The sequence below is a fragment of the Herpetosiphon gulosus genome (assembly GCF_039545135.1).
In the GTDB taxonomy this organism is placed as follows: domain Bacteria; phylum Chloroflexota; class Chloroflexia; order Chloroflexales; family Herpetosiphonaceae; genus Herpetosiphon; species Herpetosiphon gulosus.
Genome location: NZ_BAABRU010000005.1, coordinates 375,480 through 400,766 on the forward strand (window position 1 = coordinate 375,480; position 25,287 = coordinate 400,766).

1 CRISPR repeat array (cut by both window edges) is annotated in these 25,287 nt (G+C 41.8%).

Annotated elements, in window-relative coordinates:
• Positions 1-25,287: a CRISPR direct-repeat array (repeat unit 37 nt; unit sequence ATTCAAATAACCAAAATCCTCGGAAGGGGATTAAAAC) (it extends past both window edges: 7,874 nt to the left, 9,114 nt to the right).

The following is a 25,287-nucleotide window of genomic DNA, read 5'->3' on the forward strand; positions in this document are numbered from 1 at the left end:
CAATAGCCTGTTGCTCTTCGAGCGTTGCCGCATTACATTCAAATAACCAAAATCCTCGGAAGGGGATTAAAACCAAGAACCCAAGGGCCACCTGAATACCCTTATGGTTCTTGGATTCAAATAACCAAAATCCTCGGAAGGGGATTAAAACCAACACCCGCCCCGCCTGCTTCGCAAAAGCCAAAGGCATTCAAATAACCAAAATCCTCGGAAGGGGATTAAAACCCAACACGTTTGCCGCAATTGACGGCTATCGGTTAGCATTCAAATAACCAAAATCCTCGGAAGGGGATTAAAACGTATTGGCCATGCCCTGAATGGTCGGGGCATGGCTTCTGGATTCAAATAACCAAAATCCTCGGAAGGGGATTAAAACGTAGATCCCCTTTACAGCGCTCCGCAAATTGTCGTCTTTATTCAAATAACCAAAATCCTCGGAAGGGGATTAAAACCATTAATGAGTTCGCGCCAATGACGGTCGAGCAGCAGAATGTATTCAAATAACCAAAATCCTCGGAAGGGGATTAAAACCGAGCTGCTCTCTTTTTCAGTCGTGAGATACGCATTCATTCAAATAACCAAAATCCTCGGAAGGGGATTAAAACAGTTGAAGTCGGGCATCTCGCTGGTCAAGTCTTCTGGGTCATTCAAATAACCAAAATCCTCGGAAGGGGATTAAAACGGACTGATATGTGGTCAGTAAGCGGCGGTAGTGTATTCAAATAACCAAAATCCTCGGAAGGGGATTAAAACCTTTCATAGGATTTTGACCCTTCTGCTGGCATCAGCCATTCAAATAACCAAAATCCTCGGAAGGGGATTAAAACTAACCCGTAAAATCCACACAATGCGTAGAACACTGCATTCAAATAACCAAAATCCTCGGAAGGGGATTAAAACTTGAACGATGTCATTTATATCGTGGCAACCATTACCTTATTCGATTCAAATAACCAAAATCCTCGGAAGGGGATTAAAACGCTGCCAGTAACCGTGCCAAGTTCAACCGACTTTTTGTATTCAAATAACCAAAATCCTCGGAAGGGGATTAAAACGGCCAGATCTCATAGGGAGCGTGCTCGTTGTAGTCTTTATTCAAATAACCAAAATCCTCGGAAGGGGATTAAAACCTGCGTCACTGGTTGTCACAGCCGCTAGGCGTTCAACGCTGCGCTCAGGAATATCATTCAAATAACCAAAATCCTCGGAAGGGGATTAAAACCGATTAAAAAGCACAACAAAGCGTTCACTCATTAGATTCAAATAACCAAAATCCTCGGAAGGGGATTAAAACAAATACGGCGGGGCTATTTGGGCCTACGGTTTCAATCTATTCAAATAACCAAAATCCTCGGAAGGGGATTAAAACCACATCAGCCGCAACCCGTGCGGAGACCTCTTGGTTATTCAAATAACCAAAATCCTCGGAAGGGGATTAAAACCTTGCTTTGCGCGGGATCACGCAATACCCGAAAGAATTCAAATAACCAAAATCCTCGGAAGGGGATTAAAACCAGCTTTGGTAGGCTTGGCTCCGTCGAGCACGGATTGTATTCAAATAACCAAAATCCTCGGAAGGGGATTAAAACAATTTCACGAGTGAGCGCCTCTTGCTCACTTTCTTGAGTCATTCAAATAACCAAAATCCTCGGAAGGGGATTAAAACCTGATAGTATGATGCGCTTGTGCCATGGCGACCCCGATGCATTCAAATAACCAAAATCCTCGGAAGGGGATTAAAACATTTTTGCCTTCGACGGTGACTTGGATATTCATGCTTTATTCAAATAACCAAAATCCTCGGAAGGGGATTAAAACTGCAACTTGCGTAGGATACATCAAGTATCCGCGTCCTTCATTCAAATAACCAAAATCCTCGGAAGGGGATTAAAACCGATGCGCTCAGCTGAAGGGCTGATGCAGAACTACATCAATTCAAATAACCAAAATCCTCGGAAGGGGATTAAAACTTTGAAGACCTTGGCGAGATTTACTATTGGGAACACGAAAATTCAAATAACCAAAATCCTCGGAAGGGGATTAAAACAGACTCGCACGGTAGCTTTTTTGACCTTGAGTTTCACGATTCAAATAACCAAAATCCTCGGAAGGGGATTAAAACCCGATACTTTCTGAATCGTCCGAGCGACGGCACGACCTGCATTCAAATAACCAAAATCCTCGGAAGGGGATTAAAACGCAGAGCGGGTTGATTCACTTTTGAGCAAGTCACTTTGCATTCAAATAACCAAAATCCTCGGAAGGGGATTAAAACTCTTCTTCCCACCAGCTGTCTTCAGAGTGTTCAATTGAAGATTCAAATAACCAAAATCCTCGGAAGGGGATTAAAACCCAGTTAGGCCTGACCCAAGACCAAGCCAAAGATTTGAATTCAAATAACCAAAATCCTCGGAAGGGGATTAAAACTGCATCGCCCTAACTCCTAACAAATGTTTCCTGTTGATGATTCAAATAACCAAAATCCTCGGAAGGGGATTAAAACCGCTTCAAGCGCATAGCCGAAGCGCACGCCTGTAGCTTTATTCAAATAACCAAAATCCTCGGAAGGGGATTAAAACGGCGACGGCGCGGGGCCAGAAGTATTCACGGCTATCGCTATTCAAATAACCAAAATCCTCGGAAGGGGATTAAAACACCATTTCTTCCATGACTTGGGCTGCTGGTGAATCTTCTATTCAAATAACCAAAATCCTCGGAAGGGGATTAAAACAGAATACTGTGCCCTCGCCCGTAATGACTTGCATGCATTCAAATAACCAAAATCCTCGGAAGGGGATTAAAACGAATATACAGCGCCTATCACCACGATGGGCGCTGCTGTTGATTCAAATAACCAAAATCCTCGGAAGGGGATTAAAACCGCCAAACAAGCCCAGCTGAGCACGACATGGTATTTGAATTCAAATAACCAAAATCCTCGGAAGGGGATTAAAACGTTGGCGAAACCACCAGCGTGTTAGCTGGTAGTAATAAAATTCAAATAACCAAAATCCTCGGAAGGGGATTAAAACTTAGGTTATCGGCAGCTACGCCTAGCGTTCGTTGCAACTTAATTCAAATAACCAAAATCCTCGGAAGGGGATTAAAACAACGTAAATCAGTAGAACCAATCTGGAGAGCCTGACCATTCAAATAACCAAAATCCTCGGAAGGGGATTAAAACAAGTATACAGGAGTGTACCATGAACAAACTGTACTATATGCATTCAAATAACCAAAATCCTCGGAAGGGGATTAAAACAGTCTCTTCGCGGAGTGCACGACTGAAATCGTTGTATTCAAATAACCAAAATCCTCGGAAGGGGATTAAAACGCGGAAGTTCAAAATTACCGCGATCAAAGGCGTGCTTGGATTCAAATAACCAAAATCCTCGGAAGGGGATTAAAACCAACAAACGGTCACGCTCACGCCATGACCATGGGACATCCATTCAAATAACCAAAATCCTCGGAAGGGGATTAAAACGGTCATCCAAACCCTGCGAGCGGCCTAATTCCTGCTCATTCAAATAACCAAAATCCTCGGAAGGGGATTAAAACTCCCTGACCGCAGCAGGCTGTCTAGCAACCATCAGCGATTCAAATAACCAAAATCCTCGGAAGGGGATTAAAACTTTTCAATGCGTGCTGAGGATGATGGCACGCTTGAAGAGCGTATTCAAATAACCAAAATCCTCGGAAGGGGATTAAAACACTCAAGGCCAATAGCTTTTGCCAAGGCTTCATAGATTCAAATAACCAAAATCCTCGGAAGGGGATTAAAACTAATCACCCAAATGGATGTGTTGATCAGCCGAGCGACATTCAAATAACCAAAATCCTCGGAAGGGGATTAAAACAAATGCTGCTTATTATAAACATGGTCGAAAAATATCAATTCAAATAACCAAAATCCTCGGAAGGGGATTAAAACGGTACATATCGCGAATCGCATCAACGACGGTTTGCGCGATTCAAATAACCAAAATCCTCGGAAGGGGATTAAAACGCCTGCGGGGGAATCTTTGCGGACTTAGTATTCTTTTCGATTCAAATAACCAAAATCCTCGGAAGGGGATTAAAACCTTCACTTCCACAAAACGGGCATGGCTTGAGTTTCATACATTCAAATAACCAAAATCCTCGGAAGGGGATTAAAACCCAAGATACATGTGGGCCATGAACGTAAAGGCCCACGATTCAAATAACCAAAATCCTCGGAAGGGGATTAAAACAATTATTGGCGAATGTGAGCGCACGGTGTTTAGCCGCATGATTCAAATAACCAAAATCCTCGGAAGGGGATTAAAACTCCTCCATCACCATCTGCCGTTGGTCGTCGTTGAGATTCTATTCAAATAACCAAAATCCTCGGAAGGGGATTAAAACTCCATCGCATCTCCTTTATACTTGCCAGTGGTCTATCTATTCAAATAACCAAAATCCTCGGAAGGGGATTAAAACATTCTGCGCAACCCTGCCTATAAGGGGGTGGTCACTATCATTCAAATAACCAAAATCCTCGGAAGGGGATTAAAACTGAGAGGTCATCGTATTTGGCGGTATCAGCGAATTGCGATTGAATTCAAATAACCAAAATCCTCGGAAGGGGATTAAAACTTACGCTGAAGCCCCAGCGGTTGATTCCGACTTCTTCTATTCAAATAACCAAAATCCTCGGAAGGGGATTAAAACGCGGGAAGCCGACGTGGTGGTCGAAAAAGAAACGTGGAAATTCAAATAACCAAAATCCTCGGAAGGGGATTAAAACACACAGCAGCGCCAGAATCAGTTTGCACCGGAATGATTCAAATAACCAAAATCCTCGGAAGGGGATTAAAACTGAATTAGCCGAGTGGGATACAGCGGTCTTAGCTGATTTATTCAAATAACCAAAATCCTCGGAAGGGGATTAAAACACTATCCGTAACCTTCTCCTCATTGCTCCTTTGCTAATTATTCAAATAACCAAAATCCTCGGAAGGGGATTAAAACGCAAGTATTCGATCCATCTAGGCCGTCACTTCCTGAATATATTCAAATAACCAAAATCCTCGGAAGGGGATTAAAACGGATAATCCGTTTCTCTTCAAAAATATCATAGGGATTCAAATAACCAAAATCCTCGGAAGGGGATTAAAACTCAATGAGTGCCGTTGGCTCCATAGCAAAAAGATCCTAGTATTCAAATAACCAAAATCCTCGGAAGGGGATTAAAACTGTTTGTACTCCTATTTGCTAATTCAATGAACGTAGTATAATTCAAATAACCAAAATCCTCGGAAGGGGATTAAAACTTTCAACCTCACGATTGAACATGAGCGCCTTCATGATTCATTCAAATAACCAAAATCCTCGGAAGGGGATTAAAACTCGCCATGATGATCACGTGGTTAGGTTATGCAAGGTGTGATTCAAATAACCAAAATCCTCGGAAGGGGATTAAAACCGAGAGAACGGCAAAGAGGAAGGTCAATGCGGTCATGGGATTCAAATAACCAAAATCCTCGGAAGGGGATTAAAACACACACACAAAGCAATTGAAGCGATGGCGGTCGCCATTCAAATAACCAAAATCCTCGGAAGGGGATTAAAACATAGCCAACTTGCCCAGGGTAGGCGGTTGGGTAGTTGAAATTCAAATAACCAAAATCCTCGGAAGGGGATTAAAACTTTGGCTGACAAGAAATATATCAAACGAATCAAGGGTTGGTTTATTCAAATAACCAAAATCCTCGGAAGGGGATTAAAACCAACCAACGCTAACGGGCCAACGGTCGTCACGGTTGGATTCAAATAACCAAAATCCTCGGAAGGGGATTAAAACCGGCGTTTCCAGCACGTTGGCCCAGCGATGGCCGTGGGCGATTCAAATAACCAAAATCCTCGGAAGGGGATTAAAACGAATCAAGTCACCATCTACCCTCATGCGTGACTTCATTGGATTCAAATAACCAAAATCCTCGGAAGGGGATTAAAACTACCTATAACGATGTGTTGCGTGAATACCCCGCAAATTCAAATAACCAAAATCCTCGGAAGGGGATTAAAACGCCATGGTGCTCCGTCATCAGGACGAGCCGCCGATAAAATTCAAATAACCAAAATCCTCGGAAGGGGATTAAAACTCACGATAGCCTCAAATACATCATCATTACAATCATAGATTCAAATAACCAAAATCCTCGGAAGGGGATTAAAACCGAAGAACACGCCGTTCCTGAGCGTTGAGGCCAGATCGATTCAAATAACCAAAATCCTCGGAAGGGGATTAAAACGTAAGGTCAATTTGCCAATGCGAAGTGCATCTGAATTCAAATAACCAAAATCCTCGGAAGGGGATTAAAACAACAGCCAAGCGGCGCATCTTGCAGAGATTCAATTAACATTCAAATAACCAAAATCCTCGGAAGGGGATTAAAACTCATATTCATTAGCCCCGCTCCTTTCTGCGTTCATAGCGATTCAAATAACCAAAATCCTCGGAAGGGGATTAAAACAGCACCAGCTGGGGCGATTTGTGTGGGGGATTGGTCAATTCAAATAACCAAAATCCTCGGAAGGGGATTAAAACATCCCCTGAGGGCGGCTAATCGAAATAATCGCACTTTATTCAAATAACCAAAATCCTCGGAAGGGGATTAAAACAAATTCTGCAATCTTGGGATCAGCTTTTACTTTGACGATTCAAATAACCAAAATCCTCGGAAGGGGATTAAAACATTCGTTCATAACTGGACTCCTTCTAGCGCGAATACCAATTCAAATAACCAAAATCCTCGGAAGGGGATTAAAACGAACCCCTGTAAGCGGATTTGGAGACCGCTGTCTTGCCGATTCAAATAACCAAAATCCTCGGAAGGGGATTAAAACATTGATTGCAGCGGCGATCAGGCCTTTGGTCTTTTTGGTTCATTCAAATAACCAAAATCCTCGGAAGGGGATTAAAACGGTAGGCGTAGATGCTGGATTCGCGGCGCTTGAAAAAAATATTCAAATAACCAAAATCCTCGGAAGGGGATTAAAACTCATATGAACGCTGAACAAACTTCGCATCGGTTACAATTCAAATAACCAAAATCCTCGGAAGGGGATTAAAACTGTTCTTCCAGCGGTCGTGATTGATTCGCGTGGGTTCATTATTCAAATAACCAAAATCCTCGGAAGGGGATTAAAACCTGAAGGGCCACTGGGCAAAGTCGTTGGGTTCGTGACGAATATATTCAAATAACCAAAATCCTCGGAAGGGGATTAAAACATTGTCCACCGCCCAAGCCTCGCGGTCGCTCAACTCCATTCAAATAACCAAAATCCTCGGAAGGGGATTAAAACCGATTGGAACTGCTATTGCCCCAAGTGTCTCTTTGTGCATTCAAATAACCAAAATCCTCGGAAGGGGATTAAAACGGCTATGATGACCTGTAAAGCACCTGAAAACATCAAGGATTCAAATAACCAAAATCCTCGGAAGGGGATTAAAACACCAGACCGAGCACTGGGAATTGGATGAACATGTGTTTATTCAAATAACCAAAATCCTCGGAAGGGGATTAAAACGCCAGCTTAAAACCTGCTCAGCCTGTGACTCGTCCATCCATTCAAATAACCAAAATCCTCGGAAGGGGATTAAAACAGCAAAGGTATGCGCGTTGTCGAGACATTCTTGGTTAGATTCAAATAACCAAAATCCTCGGAAGGGGATTAAAACTCAATTTCTGCGCTTAAGTATACGCGATAGCTATTTTTATTCAAATAACCAAAATCCTCGGAAGGGGATTAAAACTCTGCGGTCAAAAGTGATTCCATAGCTGGCTCCTTTATAGATTCAAATAACCAAAATCCTCGGAAGGGGATTAAAACCGTTTGAGCGGTATCGCGAGTGTGTGGATACGGCTGCGATTCAAATAACCAAAATCCTCGGAAGGGGATTAAAACTCTCTTGAATGTGCGTTGCTCCTAGCCATTCGTCAATATTCAAATAACCAAAATCCTCGGAAGGGGATTAAAACCGTGCGAGATACGTCAACCAATGAAGCTGCCTATTTTGTGAAATTCAAATAACCAAAATCCTCGGAAGGGGATTAAAACGAACTAAGTATTCTCTATTGCTTGTCGTGTAAGCATATTCAAATAACCAAAATCCTCGGAAGGGGATTAAAACACATCAAGAGCCGATGGCATATCGTTATTGATTTGTAAACATTCAAATAACCAAAATCCTCGGAAGGGGATTAAAACTGAACAAAGTCGGCGACCGCGTTCGCCAAGATTTTGATTCAAATAACCAAAATCCTCGGAAGGGGATTAAAACAGAAGTCAATATTAATGGGGCTTGGCAGAGCTTGTAATTCAAATAACCAAAATCCTCGGAAGGGGATTAAAACCAACCTTCTTTGCAACTTGTGCTATTGAGAGCCATTCATTCAAATAACCAAAATCCTCGGAAGGGGATTAAAACGTTGGGCTTGCGAATGTACCAGTGCCTTGGTAAATACATTCAAATAACCAAAATCCTCGGAAGGGGATTAAAACTTGATTGCTATGCCATGTATTCTAGCAGAAAAAAAATAGCATTCAAATAACCAAAATCCTCGGAAGGGGATTAAAACGCCAACATCCACATTGACGGCGTTGCTGTTTGAATTCAAATAACCAAAATCCTCGGAAGGGGATTAAAACACTCGCGGCACGTTGGCGCTACCCGCTGCGAAGGGTAGATTCAAATAACCAAAATCCTCGGAAGGGGATTAAAACACAACGTTATAGGGCTATCCTGTAAAAGGTTTATTTGCATTCAAATAACCAAAATCCTCGGAAGGGGATTAAAACGCTTTGGCGGCGTTGCTACCCCGACGAGGGGCAGTCTTTATTCAAATAACCAAAATCCTCGGAAGGGGATTAAAACTACGAGGTTTAACCGTAAAACCCATAAGGGTTTGATTTATTCAAATAACCAAAATCCTCGGAAGGGGATTAAAACGTATACCCCAAGGATGTGCCGAGCATGCTTGCGGGTTAAATTCAAATAACCAAAATCCTCGGAAGGGGATTAAAACCAGTCAAAATCGATCAAGAATCCATCATATTCGACGTACATTCAAATAACCAAAATCCTCGGAAGGGGATTAAAACGATAACTCTACGCTAACCCCATCTCCATTTGTTTGGGATTCAAATAACCAAAATCCTCGGAAGGGGATTAAAACGAAACATTAGCAAGATTGCATCTTAATACAGATTATTCAATTCAAATAACCAAAATCCTCGGAAGGGGATTAAAACAGATCAACTGTACTATTATCACGGCGAATTAGACATTCAAATAACCAAAATCCTCGGAAGGGGATTAAAACCGTTACAAGCTTTGCTACACCGTTCCGACAATCCCACAATTCAAATAACCAAAATCCTCGGAAGGGGATTAAAACTAAACCGACCTGAGCGATCTTGATTTAATTCGCAGTATATTCAAATAACCAAAATCCTCGGAAGGGGATTAAAACAAACAAGGCCATGGCGATAAAGGCGTTTTGAAGTGGACAATTCAAATAACCAAAATCCTCGGAAGGGGATTAAAACGCACTGAATATTCCACCATCAACATTAACTCCAGAACAGATTCAAATAACCAAAATCCTCGGAAGGGGATTAAAACTCAGGTAGTAGCCAACGTTTCCCGCCAGCCCATTTTAGATTCAAATAACCAAAATCCTCGGAAGGGGATTAAAACTATTCCAACTAAGGTCAAGATATTTAACCTCAATCTTGTATTCAAATAACCAAAATCCTCGGAAGGGGATTAAAACCATCAAAAGATTTTCTGGTGTTCGCTCCATCATGGTTAGAATTCAAATAACCAAAATCCTCGGAAGGGGATTAAAACCGACCGTCTCTGCTTTATACTTCGATGCCCATTCGTTATATTCAAATAACCAAAATCCTCGGAAGGGGATTAAAACGCTACATTTAGGCTACTATTGGGATAATAAAAATCGATTCAAATAACCAAAATCCTCGGAAGGGGATTAAAACGAGAAAACCATTTCATGAAGTGTTAGCCCTAATTGCATTCAAATAACCAAAATCCTCGGAAGGGGATTAAAACCCTGATTCATTGATTGTTGTGGTAACAGCTTTGCCATTCAAATAACCAAAATCCTCGGAAGGGGATTAAAACGGCTTTGCCAGCTTCGCGTGCTGCCCGTAATTGCGAATAAATTCAAATAACCAAAATCCTCGGAAGGGGATTAAAACGAATAACGCAGTATCCACCATGCGGCCTAAGAAAACCATTCAAATAACCAAAATCCTCGGAAGGGGATTAAAACCGCTTAACTGTTGAGTGGAGCCAGAAATACGGATTGGATTCAAATAACCAAAATCCTCGGAAGGGGATTAAAACTATAATCCTGCGAAGTTTACCCGTGCATACCGCGAAAATTCAAATAACCAAAATCCTCGGAAGGGGATTAAAACCAAATAGCAAGCTTGCTGTTGATTGATCAAGTTGATTAAAATTCAAATAACCAAAATCCTCGGAAGGGGATTAAAACCTTAGAAATATTCAAGTTGGAAGTCCAATCAATCTAGATTCAAATAACCAAAATCCTCGGAAGGGGATTAAAACTTACAGCCCAACGCGACTAGCCGTATTCGCCTCTACCACATTCAAATAACCAAAATCCTCGGAAGGGGATTAAAACGTTCAAATGCGCGGTCGATAGCGCCGTGCTTGACGTGGCATTCAAATAACCAAAATCCTCGGAAGGGGATTAAAACTTAGACAAGCTTGATATGCCTTGTTATCGACTGACGATTCAAATAACCAAAATCCTCGGAAGGGGATTAAAACTGAATACCGCGAATCAGCCTGTGAAAATTACGCGCTGGATTCAAATAACCAAAATCCTCGGAAGGGGATTAAAACGTAATCGCGTGCCGCTTGCGTTTTGTACATTTGCATTCAAATAACCAAAATCCTCGGAAGGGGATTAAAACTTCATATCTTGAAAATATTCTGGAGAGTCCATTCGTAAATCATTCAAATAACCAAAATCCTCGGAAGGGGATTAAAACTTTTGGCATAATAAAAACCCCGTATACGATAGATTATATTCAAATAACCAAAATCCTCGGAAGGGGATTAAAACTCGAATCACTACCGCCGCCACCGCCGCCTTTCTTAGTTGGGTATTCAAATAACCAAAATCCTCGGAAGGGGATTAAAACATAATGAAATACATCATCATCCTTGCAGGTATTCATATTCAAATAACCAAAATCCTCGGAAGGGGATTAAAACCCATACGACCAGCCTCGGCGATGGCTGCATCAAGATCAATTCAAATAACCAAAATCCTCGGAAGGGGATTAAAACAGTATCTAATTCCAACTCTGACAAGCCGATCTCTTTAATTCAAATAACCAAAATCCTCGGAAGGGGATTAAAACGACATGTGGACGCGATCAACGTCCTCACCGCCCTCGTGGATTCAAATAACCAAAATCCTCGGAAGGGGATTAAAACACAAGGCGCTTCGCTCATGGCTGCTAATGCGGTTCATAAAGATTCAAATAACCAAAATCCTCGGAAGGGGATTAAAACGTCTATCAAGTTGTGGTAACGGAACCACGCGAGATTATTATTCAAATAACCAAAATCCTCGGAAGGGGATTAAAACGCCTTGACGCGATCTTTTAAGCTCACTTTCTTTTGTGATTCAAATAACCAAAATCCTCGGAAGGGGATTAAAACACGCCGTGCGTAACGCTTCAGCCGATACCGTTAATGACATTCAAATAACCAAAATCCTCGGAAGGGGATTAAAACACACCATTTCAAATTCGCCTAATTCTTCAATGGTAAAAATTCAAATAACCAAAATCCTCGGAAGGGGATTAAAACTTTGCACGATTTAATACTTGAGTAAGCCTAATTAGCTATTCAAATAACCAAAATCCTCGGAAGGGGATTAAAACTCAATTTGCGAATCCAACACGGACAATTGGTCTTTGGTTAATTCAAATAACCAAAATCCTCGGAAGGGGATTAAAACGCGTACCGCGTGGTTACGGATCACGTCAAAAGGCATGATTCAAATAACCAAAATCCTCGGAAGGGGATTAAAACCATTCCTGACCACAACCTCGATTGTCACCCCGCTCACATTCAAATAACCAAAATCCTCGGAAGGGGATTAAAACGCCAACCATTATCACCGTAGGTAAATTCCTTAACAGCAATTCAAATAACCAAAATCCTCGGAAGGGGATTAAAACGGGATAGGAGCGGTTCTCAACCGATTTATCCATAGATTCAAATAACCAAAATCCTCGGAAGGGGATTAAAACTCGCAGAGCACTTCAAAGCCTGCACCTAAAGGAGCACAATTCAAATAACCAAAATCCTCGGAAGGGGATTAAAACGATCTTAGGCTTGGCTCAGGCTTGCGTAGTGCATTCCATTCAAATAACCAAAATCCTCGGAAGGGGATTAAAACCCACATATACCCACACAAACCCACATGGGATTAGTCTAGCATTCAAATAACCAAAATCCTCGGAAGGGGATTAAAACTCGGTAATTGCCTCTTGGCGCTCGGTCTTATTCTCATCATTCAAATAACCAAAATCCTCGGAAGGGGATTAAAACTAATTTGCTGCTCGGCCAACATAGTGGCTTTTTGGCGATTCAAATAACCAAAATCCTCGGAAGGGGATTAAAACTCATGAGGGTTTGGAAGCGGCGAAGCAGCTTGCTTTTCAACATTCAAATAACCAAAATCCTCGGAAGGGGATTAAAACGTACAAAGCGTTGCCAGTCGGGGTATTGCCCGTCAATCAATTCAAATAACCAAAATCCTCGGAAGGGGATTAAAACAACCCATACGTAAAACTATCTTCATTATGGGTGTCGCAAAATTCAAATAACCAAAATCCTCGGAAGGGGATTAAAACCCATAGCGATTCTTGGCATTGGCGATCACGCTTTGGATTCAAATAACCAAAATCCTCGGAAGGGGATTAAAACGCAAAACCGCACAGATGGGTTTGATTCCCGTTTGGCTCATTCAAATAACCAAAATCCTCGGAAGGGGATTAAAACAGGTGATCTTGCGACCCCCTGTCGCCGCCCACATCAGTTTATTCAAATAACCAAAATCCTCGGAAGGGGATTAAAACCGGAGAAGGTAATTGTTAAATCTGAATCAAGTGAACTATTCAAATAACCAAAATCCTCGGAAGGGGATTAAAACGTGAGCATGTCTAATGCCCATACAGGCATCTCAGCAGCATTCAAATAACCAAAATCCTCGGAAGGGGATTAAAACAATCGGCTTTACGTTTACGGTTATACAGCGTTACATCAATTCAAATAACCAAAATCCTCGGAAGGGGATTAAAACTTCCGACTTGAATCTTTTCATACTTGCCAACATCCTGAAATTCAAATAACCAAAATCCTCGGAAGGGGATTAAAACATTTTCAATAACAATTAACTCGATAATCCCTTTACTTTATTCAAATAACCAAAATCCTCGGAAGGGGATTAAAACGCTGATAATGGAGCGAGGCCACCGCCTGACGTATTATCGTATTCAAATAACCAAAATCCTCGGAAGGGGATTAAAACCTAGCCACTTTCATACTCATCTGCGTTGGTAAAACAGGATTCAAATAACCAAAATCCTCGGAAGGGGATTAAAACTCTAATGTCAGCATTAATTAAGCAATGGGAAAGTGAAGAATTCAAATAACCAAAATCCTCGGAAGGGGATTAAAACGAATCCAAGCGGCTGAATTAGTCGTTAAGGTAAAAATTGATTCAAATAACCAAAATCCTCGGAAGGGGATTAAAACCGAGCGTTGAAGCGTCAAGCGCGTAGTTAACCTCTTGTGCGCGATGCCATTCAAATAACCAAAATCCTCGGAAGGGGATTAAAACTTTGCTCAATATTTTGAGCGCCAAAATCGGTATAACAAAATTCAAATAACCAAAATCCTCGGAAGGGGATTAAAACTCAAAGGCGGGTTTGAGATTATCGAAAAACACCTTGATACGATTCAAATAACCAAAATCCTCGGAAGGGGATTAAAACGGCCAAGGAACACCAGGCAATCATAGTGATGCTGAAATTGATTCAAATAACCAAAATCCTCGGAAGGGGATTAAAACTAAATAATTCGCTGTTGCATCAAAACGTAGAATATCGATTCAAATAACCAAAATCCTCGGAAGGGGATTAAAACCAACAGGCGGTGATAGCGGCGGAATGAGTGTCCATGAATTCAAATAACCAAAATCCTCGGAAGGGGATTAAAACAAATATGGCATCACGTTAAGCGCTGAAGAATTGGCATTCAAATAACCAAAATCCTCGGAAGGGGATTAAAACAATAAGGTATTAGAACCAAATGTAGTTGCAAAGATGGCTGAATTCAAATAACCAAAATCCTCGGAAGGGGATTAAAACTTATTGTAACTATTGCCAGTGCATTTACGATTAACGATATTCAAATAACCAAAATCCTCGGAAGGGGATTAAAACCTAATTCAGCGCTTGGATTACCACCAACATCACTATAGAATTCAAATAACCAAAATCCTCGGAAGGGGATTAAAACCCTCTCGACAGGCGCGACTTGCCACGGTTTAAGTTGGATTCAAATAACCAAAATCCTCGGAAGGGGATTAAAACTCAAAAAATTGTCGATAGCAGCCTGCGCTTCTTCAGCGATTCAAATAACCAAAATCCTCGGAAGGGGATTAAAACCGCTTGAATGTCAATGTCGCCACCGCCGCTGAATACAAATTCAAATAACCAAAATCCTCGGAAGGGGATTAAAACGGACTACTTCGACCAGCAGGCCGCTGTAGTCAAAATTTTGATTCAAATAACCAAAATCCTCGGAAGGGGATTAAAACTGATATTCACTGCTCCCGATGAAGCTATAGACATCGCACATTCAAATAACCAAAATCCTCGGAAGGGGATTAAAACAAATCCTGTCTCGATGAAATATCGAGGTATTTTCAACCTGCATTCAAATAACCAAAATCCTCGGAAGGGGATTAAAACTCTACTTTACGCACTCGAATCCGGTAGATCCTGCGACCCCACAATTCAAATAACCAAAATCCTCGGAAGGGGATTAAAACTGTCCAAAAATTACTTATATCATTAGTACCTGTTATAAATATTCAAATAACCAAAATCCTCGGAAGGGGATTAAAACGCAGAAGTATTGAAAAGCGAACCAGCGTCGTTTGCGGTTTTATTCAAATAACCAAAATCCTCGGAAGGGGATTAAAACGCAATCGACTGCCCACTCATTGCGTTGGATGAAGTGGGAATTCAAATAACCAAAATCCTCGGAAGGGGATTAAAACCTGGCTAATGTCGCGACCAACGGCGTGCAGACCAATGATATTCAAATAACCAAAATCCTCGGAAGGGGATTAAAACGGAAAATCGTTTTCCCATAAACCCTCCAGCCATCCAATCGAATTCAAATAACCAAAATCCTCGGAAGGGGATTAAAACCCAGCACCAATCTATTATGGAGCTTCGGCTAATGGGATTCAAATAACCAAAATCCTCGGAAGGGGATTAAAACCCACTGGCTTGCAGCGCGTTGCCGATCGCTTGGGCTAAGATTCAAATAACCAAAATCCTCGGAAGGGGATTAAAACAATAATGAGGGGCAAGTGCTGGTTGGTCTGTTTGGGAATTCAAATAACCAAAATCCTCGGAAGGGGATTAAAACCTAGCTCCTCTTGCGCCCACTTTGGCAGCCGTTGTTCATTCAAATAACCAAAATCCTCGGAAGGGGATTAAAACATAATGCACTAGCGATCATGCGCGGTCGTGGCGTGTTGATTCAAATAACCAAAATCCTCGGAAGGGGATTAAAACGTTGGCCCTTCAATTTGGAAATATAAATAGCCAATATCGATTCAAATAACCAAAATCCTCGGAAGGGGATTAAAACTAGCTTGACCTATTCGCTCGATTAGCACCACGCTTGAATTCAAATAACCAAAATCCTCGGAAGGGGATTAAAACGGTTGAGCCAGTGGCTAGGGTAGCTTGGATTACAATATTCAAATAACCAAAATCCTCGGAAGGGGATTAAAACGCCACAAGCAACCAAGGCCAGCGCACCGAGATAGTGCATGAATTCAAATAACCAAAATCCTCGGAAGGGGATTAAAACCCCCAGCGATTCGCAAACGCGATGATAGTATTCAACCCGTTGGGGATTCAAATAACCAAAATCCTCGGAAGGGGATTAAAACTATTCACATACTCAAGCGCTTGGGCCAAGTTCGTACATTCAAATAACCAAAATCCTCGGAAGGGGATTAAAACGAGAGAATGGGGCTGGTGTTGTCATAGGTTAGTTTCCTGCATTCAAATAACCAAAATCCTCGGAAGGGGATTAAAACAAGGTATACACCTCGGTGCTGTAGGCGGCTTGGTGTGGATTCAAATAACCAAAATCCTCGGAAGGGGATTAAAACCCACAAGACAAGGGATTGTGCGAATGTGTTATTTTTTATTCAAATAACCAAAATCCTCGGAAGGGGATTAAAACACACTGATGAAGACCCTACGGCTGTGTGGTATACCATCAATTCAAATAACCAAAATCCTCGGAAGGGGATTAAAACTACCATCGTGAAGATTTGAGTCATTCCTTGTTGTAATCCATTCAAATAACCAAAATCCTCGGAAGGGGATTAAAACTGTAATTCAAATGTAGGAAACAATCCTTCAGCTAATAAATTCAAATAACCAAAATCCTCGGAAGGGGATTAAAACTACTTCAACGTCCGACTCGTATCGACGCGAGAACGGGATTCAAATAACCAAAATCCTCGGAAGGGGATTAAAACATCCAATGGGCGGCATTTTCCCAACCAAAAACAACGATTCAAATAACCAAAATCCTCGGAAGGGGATTAAAACCCAAACGAATACCAATAGGCCGAAACACCGCTAAGTCGGATTCAAATAACCAAAATCCTCGGAAGGGGATTAAAACCTTCATCACTATCAAATGCGGCAGCAAACCAATTGCCATTCAAATAACCAAAATCCTCGGAAGGGGATTAAAACTTTACAAGAATGCATCGCCAAACAACAATGGGTTGATGTTATTCAAATAACCAAAATCCTCGGAAGGGGATTAAAACGTCAATTTGGGTTGCGGGTCTCTATCCGGCGCTATTCAATTCAAATAACCAAAATCCTCGGAAGGGGATTAAAACTGTTCTATACGGTCAAGAACTACCAGTACCAAAATGAATTCAAATAACCAAAATCCTCGGAAGGGGATTAAAACACATGGCTCACAGATATACATAGGCTGAATGATTGCCCCATTCAAATAACCAAAATCCTCGGAAGGGGATTAAAACCGAAGCACAGGCGGATTTATTGGGTCTGCGCGCTGCGAATTCAAATAACCAAAATCCTCGGAAGGGGATTAAAACGGAACCACTTCCCGGGAAGCCATGGCACTTGAAAATTGAATTCAAATAACCAAAATCCTCGGAAGGGGATTAAAACGATCCAAGTCGCTGGCTCTGTCTCAAACAACGGCTATTACATTCAAATAACCAAAATCCTCGGAAGGGGATTAAAACCGCATTGGGGTGGATTGTGCGCGCTGGGGTGATGATGCATTCAAATAACCAAAATCCTCGGAAGGGGATTAAAACCCCAGTAAGTTAAATAAGCCTTCATCATTGCAGCAACCATTCAAATAACCAAAATCCTCGGAAGGGGATTAAAACGGATGACCATGCCGATCCGCTGCTTGCTGCGGCTTCGGCTGCACCCATTCAAATAACCAAAATCCTCGGAAGGGGATTAAAACTCCCCAAATACGTTTACGATCTGCAATGAGAGGGATATAGATTCAAATAACCAAAATCCTCGGAAGGGGATTAAAACGGTGCAATTCCTACTGCGCGTGCCAAAGATGGTGATATATTCAAATAACCAAAATCCTCGGAAGGGGATTAAAACCCATACAGCCTGTAACAAGGCATCAGATTGGTTCTGCATGAATTCAAATAACCAAAATCCTCGGAAGGGGATTAAAACTTGTTGACTGGAATTTCCGATACTGCCCAAGTGTCATTAGATTCAAATAACCAAAATCCTCGGAAGGGGATTAAAACAATACCACATGTGTCTACTTCAATATGACGAATGTGGGCATTCAAATAACCAAAATCCTCGGAAGGGGATTAAAACCTCGATTTGTTTCCCGATATGGTCTATGACGCGAATGGATTCAAATAACCAAAATCCTCGGAAGGGGATTAAAACAGCATGAGCACGTTAGCTCGATGCGCGAACGAATGATCGATTCAAATAACCAAAATCCTCGGAAGGGGATTAAAACCGGCATACCGTCCCGCCCTTCCCGATTCCTGATCATTGGCATTCAAATAACCAAAATCCTCGGAAGGGGATTAAAACTAAGGACATACCGGCGCTGCTCTCTCTTGCTCAATCTGAATTCAAATAACCAAAATCCTCGGAAGGGGATTAAAACCGAGCATGACCGCCTTGACTGAGCTATAGCCGATATTCAATTCAAATAACCAAAATCCTCGGAAGGGGATTAAAACCCAAATGGCTTCATAGCGTGCGATAGCGCCTTTGCGGTAGATTCAAATAACCAAAATCCTCGGAAGGGGATTAAAACGCATTAAATGCAGCGATGTGCCGCCGAGCGGCTGGTACAAATTCAAATAACCAAAATCCTCGGAAGGGGATTAAAACTTAGTGCGCTTGGCGTTGAGCCAGTTTTGCACTGTTAACCAGATTCAAATAACCAAAATCCTCGGAAGGGGATTAAAACCGATACCATCAAGACAGCTTTTGCCAACCAATCAATATTCAAATAACCAAAATCCTCGGAAGGGGATTAAAACTGGCATTAGTTGGCTTCCTTTGCTAATTGCTCAACAAGATTCAAATAACCAAAATCCTCGGAAGGGGATTAAAACCAACCCTGAATGGCAAAGCCAAGAAGGGCCGTGTTATCAATTCAAATAACCAAAATCCTCGGAAGGGGATTAAAACGCACAAATGGCGACCTCATCTACCGTGTTGGTATCAATTCAAATAACCAAAATCCTCGGAAGGGGATTAAAACCCAATGCACGATTTTGCGCCGAACGTGCATTGGCCAGCTACATTCAAATAACCAAAATCCTCGGAAGGGGATTAAAACCTCGATATTATTGGCAAGCTAGAGTTGTTCGGCGGCTTTAATTCAAATAACCAAAATCCTCGGAAGGGGATTAAAACCGCTCCGCTCCATCGCAGCGTCAAGTATCCAATCAAGTGATTCAAATAACCAAAATCCTCGGAAGGGGATTAAAACTAACTAAACGCACATTTGCCATGAAAAGCTCCTTTTATTATTCAAATAACCAAAATCCTCGGAAGGGGATTAAAACGTTCACAAATTCGATGATCTCCAGCTTTTGCGAGTCGGGATTATTCAAATAACCAAAATCCTCGGAAGGGGATTAAAACTCAGCGCGTTCTACGCCAATGGCAAGGCCACCTATCGGCCATTCAAATAACCAAAATCCTCGGAAGGGGATTAAAACATTACAACTGTGGCTAGAGCGCCGTTTTGGGTTTGAAATTCAAATAACCAAAATCCTCGGAAGGGGATTAAAACCTGATTCTGGCAGGCTGTCAGCGCAAGCTTTGATTGATGCATTCAAATAACCAAAATCCTCGGAAGGGGATTAAAACGCCATAGTAGTTTTCCTTGTGTATATTTATTTATTTATGATTCAAATAACCAAAATCCTCGGAAGGGGATTAAAACATAGAGCACCGACTGATCGACCCAGCGCTCATGGGTATGGGATTCAAATAACCAAAATCCTCGGAAGGGGATTAAAACCTCAATAAACGCGAGGAGTTGTTTGTTTTTGAGTATGTATATTCAAATAACCAAAATCCTCGGAAGGGGATTAAAACTGTCCAGTGGCGTAGAGCGTAAAGGCCCGAGTCACAAATTCAAATAACCAAAATCCTCGGAAGGGGATTAAAACTTCATTCATACACGCCGCATAGTTCGATGCTTGGATGCGATAATTCAAATAACCAAAATCCTCGGAAGGGGATTAAAACGGATGAGGATGACGACGACGATTATGGTGGTAAACGCATTCAAATAACCAAAATCCTCGGAAGGGGATTAAAACCCAGCTTCATACGATGCTGTTGATACGCTGCCTTGATATATTCAAATAACCAAAATCCTCGGAAGGGGATTAAAACCGAGCTGCCAAGCAAGCGCTTAATCGTGCCAGGACGCGATTCAAATAACCAAAATCCTCGGAAGGGGATTAAAACACCTTTGACTCCGCAAGCCAATGCTCTTATCCAACTGAGCATTCAAATAACCAAAATCCTCGGAAGGGGATTAAAACCCGCAGGAACCGACGAAGGCCGGGCGAAGCTGCTCCAAATTCAAATAACCAAAATCCTCGGAAGGGGATTAAAACCGAATGGCACGTTCGTATTCCTGCCTGAAAACTCGTTTATTCAAATAACCAAAATCCTCGGAAGGGGATTAAAACGCAGTTGTATCGGATGTTCTTTGGCGTGGGCTATGAAAAATTCAAATAACCAAAATCCTCGGAAGGGGATTAAAACAGATCAAATTGACGCTGTTGACTCTGGCCATGAAGCAAATGCATTCAAATAACCAAAATCCTCGGAAGGGGATTAAAACGTACCGTCTGCCAGAGTTGAAGGACTTGGCTGGTTATATTCAAATAACCAAAATCCTCGGAAGGGGATTAAAACGTTTAAGCTCCGCCGACTCTGCAACGTTTGCAATCTCGTCATTCAAATAACCAAAATCCTCGGAAGGGGATTAAAACGTTGTGGACTCAACGCTGCAATAGCCCCAGCGACGAATTCAAATAACCAAAATCCTCGGAAGGGGATTAAAACGTGCTGATGCCAGCCGATACAAAGCCTTCAATCTATAAGATTCAAATAACCAAAATCCTCGGAAGGGGATTAAAACATAGTACGCCTAGTGCGTAGCGTAGGGACGCGAATACGGATTCAAATAACCAAAATCCTCGGAAGGGGATTAAAACCAAACAAAAGAACAAATAGTGCCATCAGACACCTCCAACATTCAAATAACCAAAATCCTCGGAAGGGGATTAAAACCAAAAGGTTCTATGAAGGAAGCCCAGACTGTTGGTCAAAATTCAAATAACCAAAATCCTCGGAAGGGGATTAAAACGTAAAACTCTGTGAAATCTTTATTACTCACTATCTACCCATTCAAATAACCAAAATCCTCGGAAGGGGATTAAAACGCGCTTACCTTCTTCTGCGTAGGTTTCGACAACAGCAAAGATTCAAATAACCAAAATCCTCGGAAGGGGATTAAAACGCATTTGGCACAGGTCGGATGGCCGTGTATACGTCAATTCAAATAACCAAAATCCTCGGAAGGGGATTAAAACTGAGTTAGTAGTGACCGCAACGGGACTTGTCCCGACCATTCAAATAACCAAAATCCTCGGAAGGGGATTAAAACAGAAGCCAACCGCATTTGATAGCGACGACGAGCATCAGGATTCAAATAACCAAAATCCTCGGAAGGGGATTAAAACTTATCATGAGCCAGACGGCCAAAGTGCTGAATATAAAATTCAAATAACCAAAATCCTCGGAAGGGGATTAAAACGTTTATTACTATCGAAGGGAATCAGCCCTTCACGAACATATTCAAATAACCAAAATCCTCGGAAGGGGATTAAAACAAGCTTGGCAGCACTCCCCAATAGAGCACGTCGTAACGTATTCAAATAACCAAAATCCTCGGAAGGGGATTAAAACCAATATATTGATGCGCCTTGATCCCCCAGCGTGGTGCATTCAAATAACCAAAATCCTCGGAAGGGGATTAAAACGGTCTTCCGTGAAGGAAAGGACGGCTACGAGGTTGGTACATTCAAATAACCAAAATCCTCGGAAGGGGATTAAAACTTTCAATTCGACGTTCATAGGGTTGACTCCTTACATATATTCAAATAACCAAAATCCTCGGAAGGGGATTAAAACTGGCATAACCCCCCTAGTATGTGCGGCCTGGATTTTATTCAAATAACCAAAATCCTCGGAAGGGGATTAAAACTACAAACTGTCGATAGAACTGGTTTTGAGGGATAACATTCAAATAACCAAAATCCTCGGAAGGGGATTAAAACCTATGGCGCTGCTGGCCACGTCCTCGACGTGGTTGACGATTCAAATAACCAAAATCCTCGGAAGGGGATTAAAACTCCCTATGAACGCTCAAGAACGTTTGGCCAATTTCCATTCAAATAACCAAAATCCTCGGAAGGGGATTAAAACAGAGTGTACCTGCCCACAGGAGGACTTCATCTATGAATTCAAATAACCAAAATCCTCGGAAGGGGATTAAAACCCGTTGAAGTGGTAGGTTACCACTAAGTTACCATTCAAATTCAAATAACCAAAATCCTCGGAAGGGGATTAAAACTCAAGCTGTGCGCCGTCAAGGTAAAACTGCTTGGTATGTATTCAAATAACCAAAATCCTCGGAAGGGGATTAAAACCCAAATACCCAAGACCTGCAACCGCCAAAGCTACCGATGAATTCAAATAACCAAAATCCTCGGAAGGGGATTAAAACAATGACTTCTTGGAACATGTGGCGAACATAGGTGTTAAATTCAAATAACCAAAATCCTCGGAAGGGGATTAAAACCTTTGATAAGGGCTTTTGAGAGACTTGTAGCAACGTTGCATTCAAATAACCAAAATCCTCGGAAGGGGATTAAAACTTATCGCCTATGCTCGTTACTTCTATAACCCTGATGATTCAAATAACCAAAATCCTCGGAAGGGGATTAAAACTTCTTCGGTTTTGCTGCCTGTTTGTTGCTTGGCAATATCGATTCAAATAACCAAAATCCTCGGAAGGGGATTAAAACAACAGCGGGCGACAATATATTCATCACCCTTCGAGACCTTCATTCAAATAACCAAAATCCTCGGAAGGGGATTAAAACCAATTCTTTCGCAACTTTTTCTAAGTCGGTCATCGCGATTCAAATAACCAAAATCCTCGGAAGGGGATTAAAACGCTTATGTACCTATTATCGCACGCGCTACCATCGCCGCCATTCAAATAACCAAAATCCTCGGAAGGGGATTAAAACGAAACGTTGACGTGCCATCGGCGTGCAATAGCTCAATCGATTCAAATAACCAAAATCCTCGGAAGGGGATTAAAACTGTGCGAATGTCGTCGAGCCATATTACTACTGCGCATGGATTCAAATAACCAAAATCCTCGGAAGGGGATTAAAACCCCGCTAGCCGAATGGCACTTGAGTTACAGTCAAGCTCATTCAAATAACCAAAATCCTCGGAAGGGGATTAAAACTCAACAGCACATTGGGCATAATACTTAATCGCATTCTCGCGATTCAAATAACCAAAATCCTCGGAAGGGGATTAAAACCGAAAACATAAAGGCCAGCACGCGAGGCCGCTGATAGATTCAAATAACCAAAATCCTCGGAAGGGGATTAAAACTGAAGATTACTGGGTTGATCAACGTGAGGCGACGGCCAGCATTCAAATAACCAAAATCCTCGGAAGGGGATTAAAACCAACAGTGCTAGAGCGATCATCACCCCATTTGCTGATATTCAAATAACCAAAATCCTCGGAAGGGGATTAAAACATTCTTGCGTAATTCTACATAATCTTCATATTCCACATTGGATTCAAATAACCAAAATCCTCGGAAGGGGATTAAAACTGAAGGCTACTTCAAACTCCCGTTCGTTGCTGAAAAATTCAATTCAAATAACCAAAATCCTCGGAAGGGGATTAAAACATATGGTTAATGGCATGACTGGTGAACCTGGGATTTTCAATATTCAAATAACCAAAATCCTCGGAAGGGGATTAAAACGAATCAAGTGCTTGCTGAAAGCCTACTCGCACTCCATGATTCAAATAACCAAAATCCTCGGAAGGGGATTAAAACAATAGGTATCAGCATGAACAATCGTGAGGCCACCACACCATTCAAATAACCAAAATCCTCGGAAGGGGATTAAAACTTTTTCATCAATGCGAATTAATTGCCCATTGCCTCGGATTCAAATAACCAAAATCCTCGGAAGGGGATTAAAACCACCTTGCGGATGGCGTTGACGAATGGGGTATCCATATCATTCAAATAACCAAAATCCTCGGAAGGGGATTAAAACGTTGAGCACACAATACAGTGTGCCCCATGGGCAATATCATTCAAATAACCAAAATCCTCGGAAGGGGATTAAAACTTTGAAAGCGTCAACTTCAACGCAAGTGTTGATTTTATTCAAATAACCAAAATCCTCGGAAGGGGATTAAAACGCTTTATATTCTTCGTTGGCATATCGCTCCATGGGTGAATTCAAATAACCAAAATCCTCGGAAGGGGATTAAAACTGTCCTAAGAATGATGATAGCCGATCCCATTTCATGAATTCAAATAACCAAAATCCTCGGAAGGGGATTAAAACGCACATCAAACCCTTGGGCCTCGTACTGGCTCAGCGATTCAAATAACCAAAATCCTCGGAAGGGGATTAAAACGGGCTTGACGGTTGCCGTTGTGATCACCCCCTTTTTATTCAAATAACCAAAATCCTCGGAAGGGGATTAAAACTTAGTATTCTTTTCGACAGGTAGCCGCTTGCGGGCATTAATTCAAATAACCAAAATCCTCGGAAGGGGATTAAAACCCAGCCCCACGACCTTGCGACCAATCCGCTGGAATCGATTCAAATAACCAAAATCCTCGGAAGGGGATTAAAACATACTGATTATGCCCGATTTCATCAGCGCTCAACGCTGATTCAAATAACCAAAATCCTCGGAAGGGGATTAAAACCCTATTTGAACCACCGTAGCGCCGCCTGATGTCCCCACATTCAAATAACCAAAATCCTCGGAAGGGGATTAAAACTGAATGACAGCGACCATGCTTGTAAAGCCAATAGAAGATATTCAAATAACCAAAATCCTCGGAAGGGGATTAAAACGAATCCATTCCCATTTTTCAGCCCGCCCGTGTTCCTGATTCAAATAACCAAAATCCTCGGAAGGGGATTAAAACTCTCTCAACCCCTTACAGTGGCAGCGATGATACCCAACGATTCAAATAACCAAAATCCTCGGAAG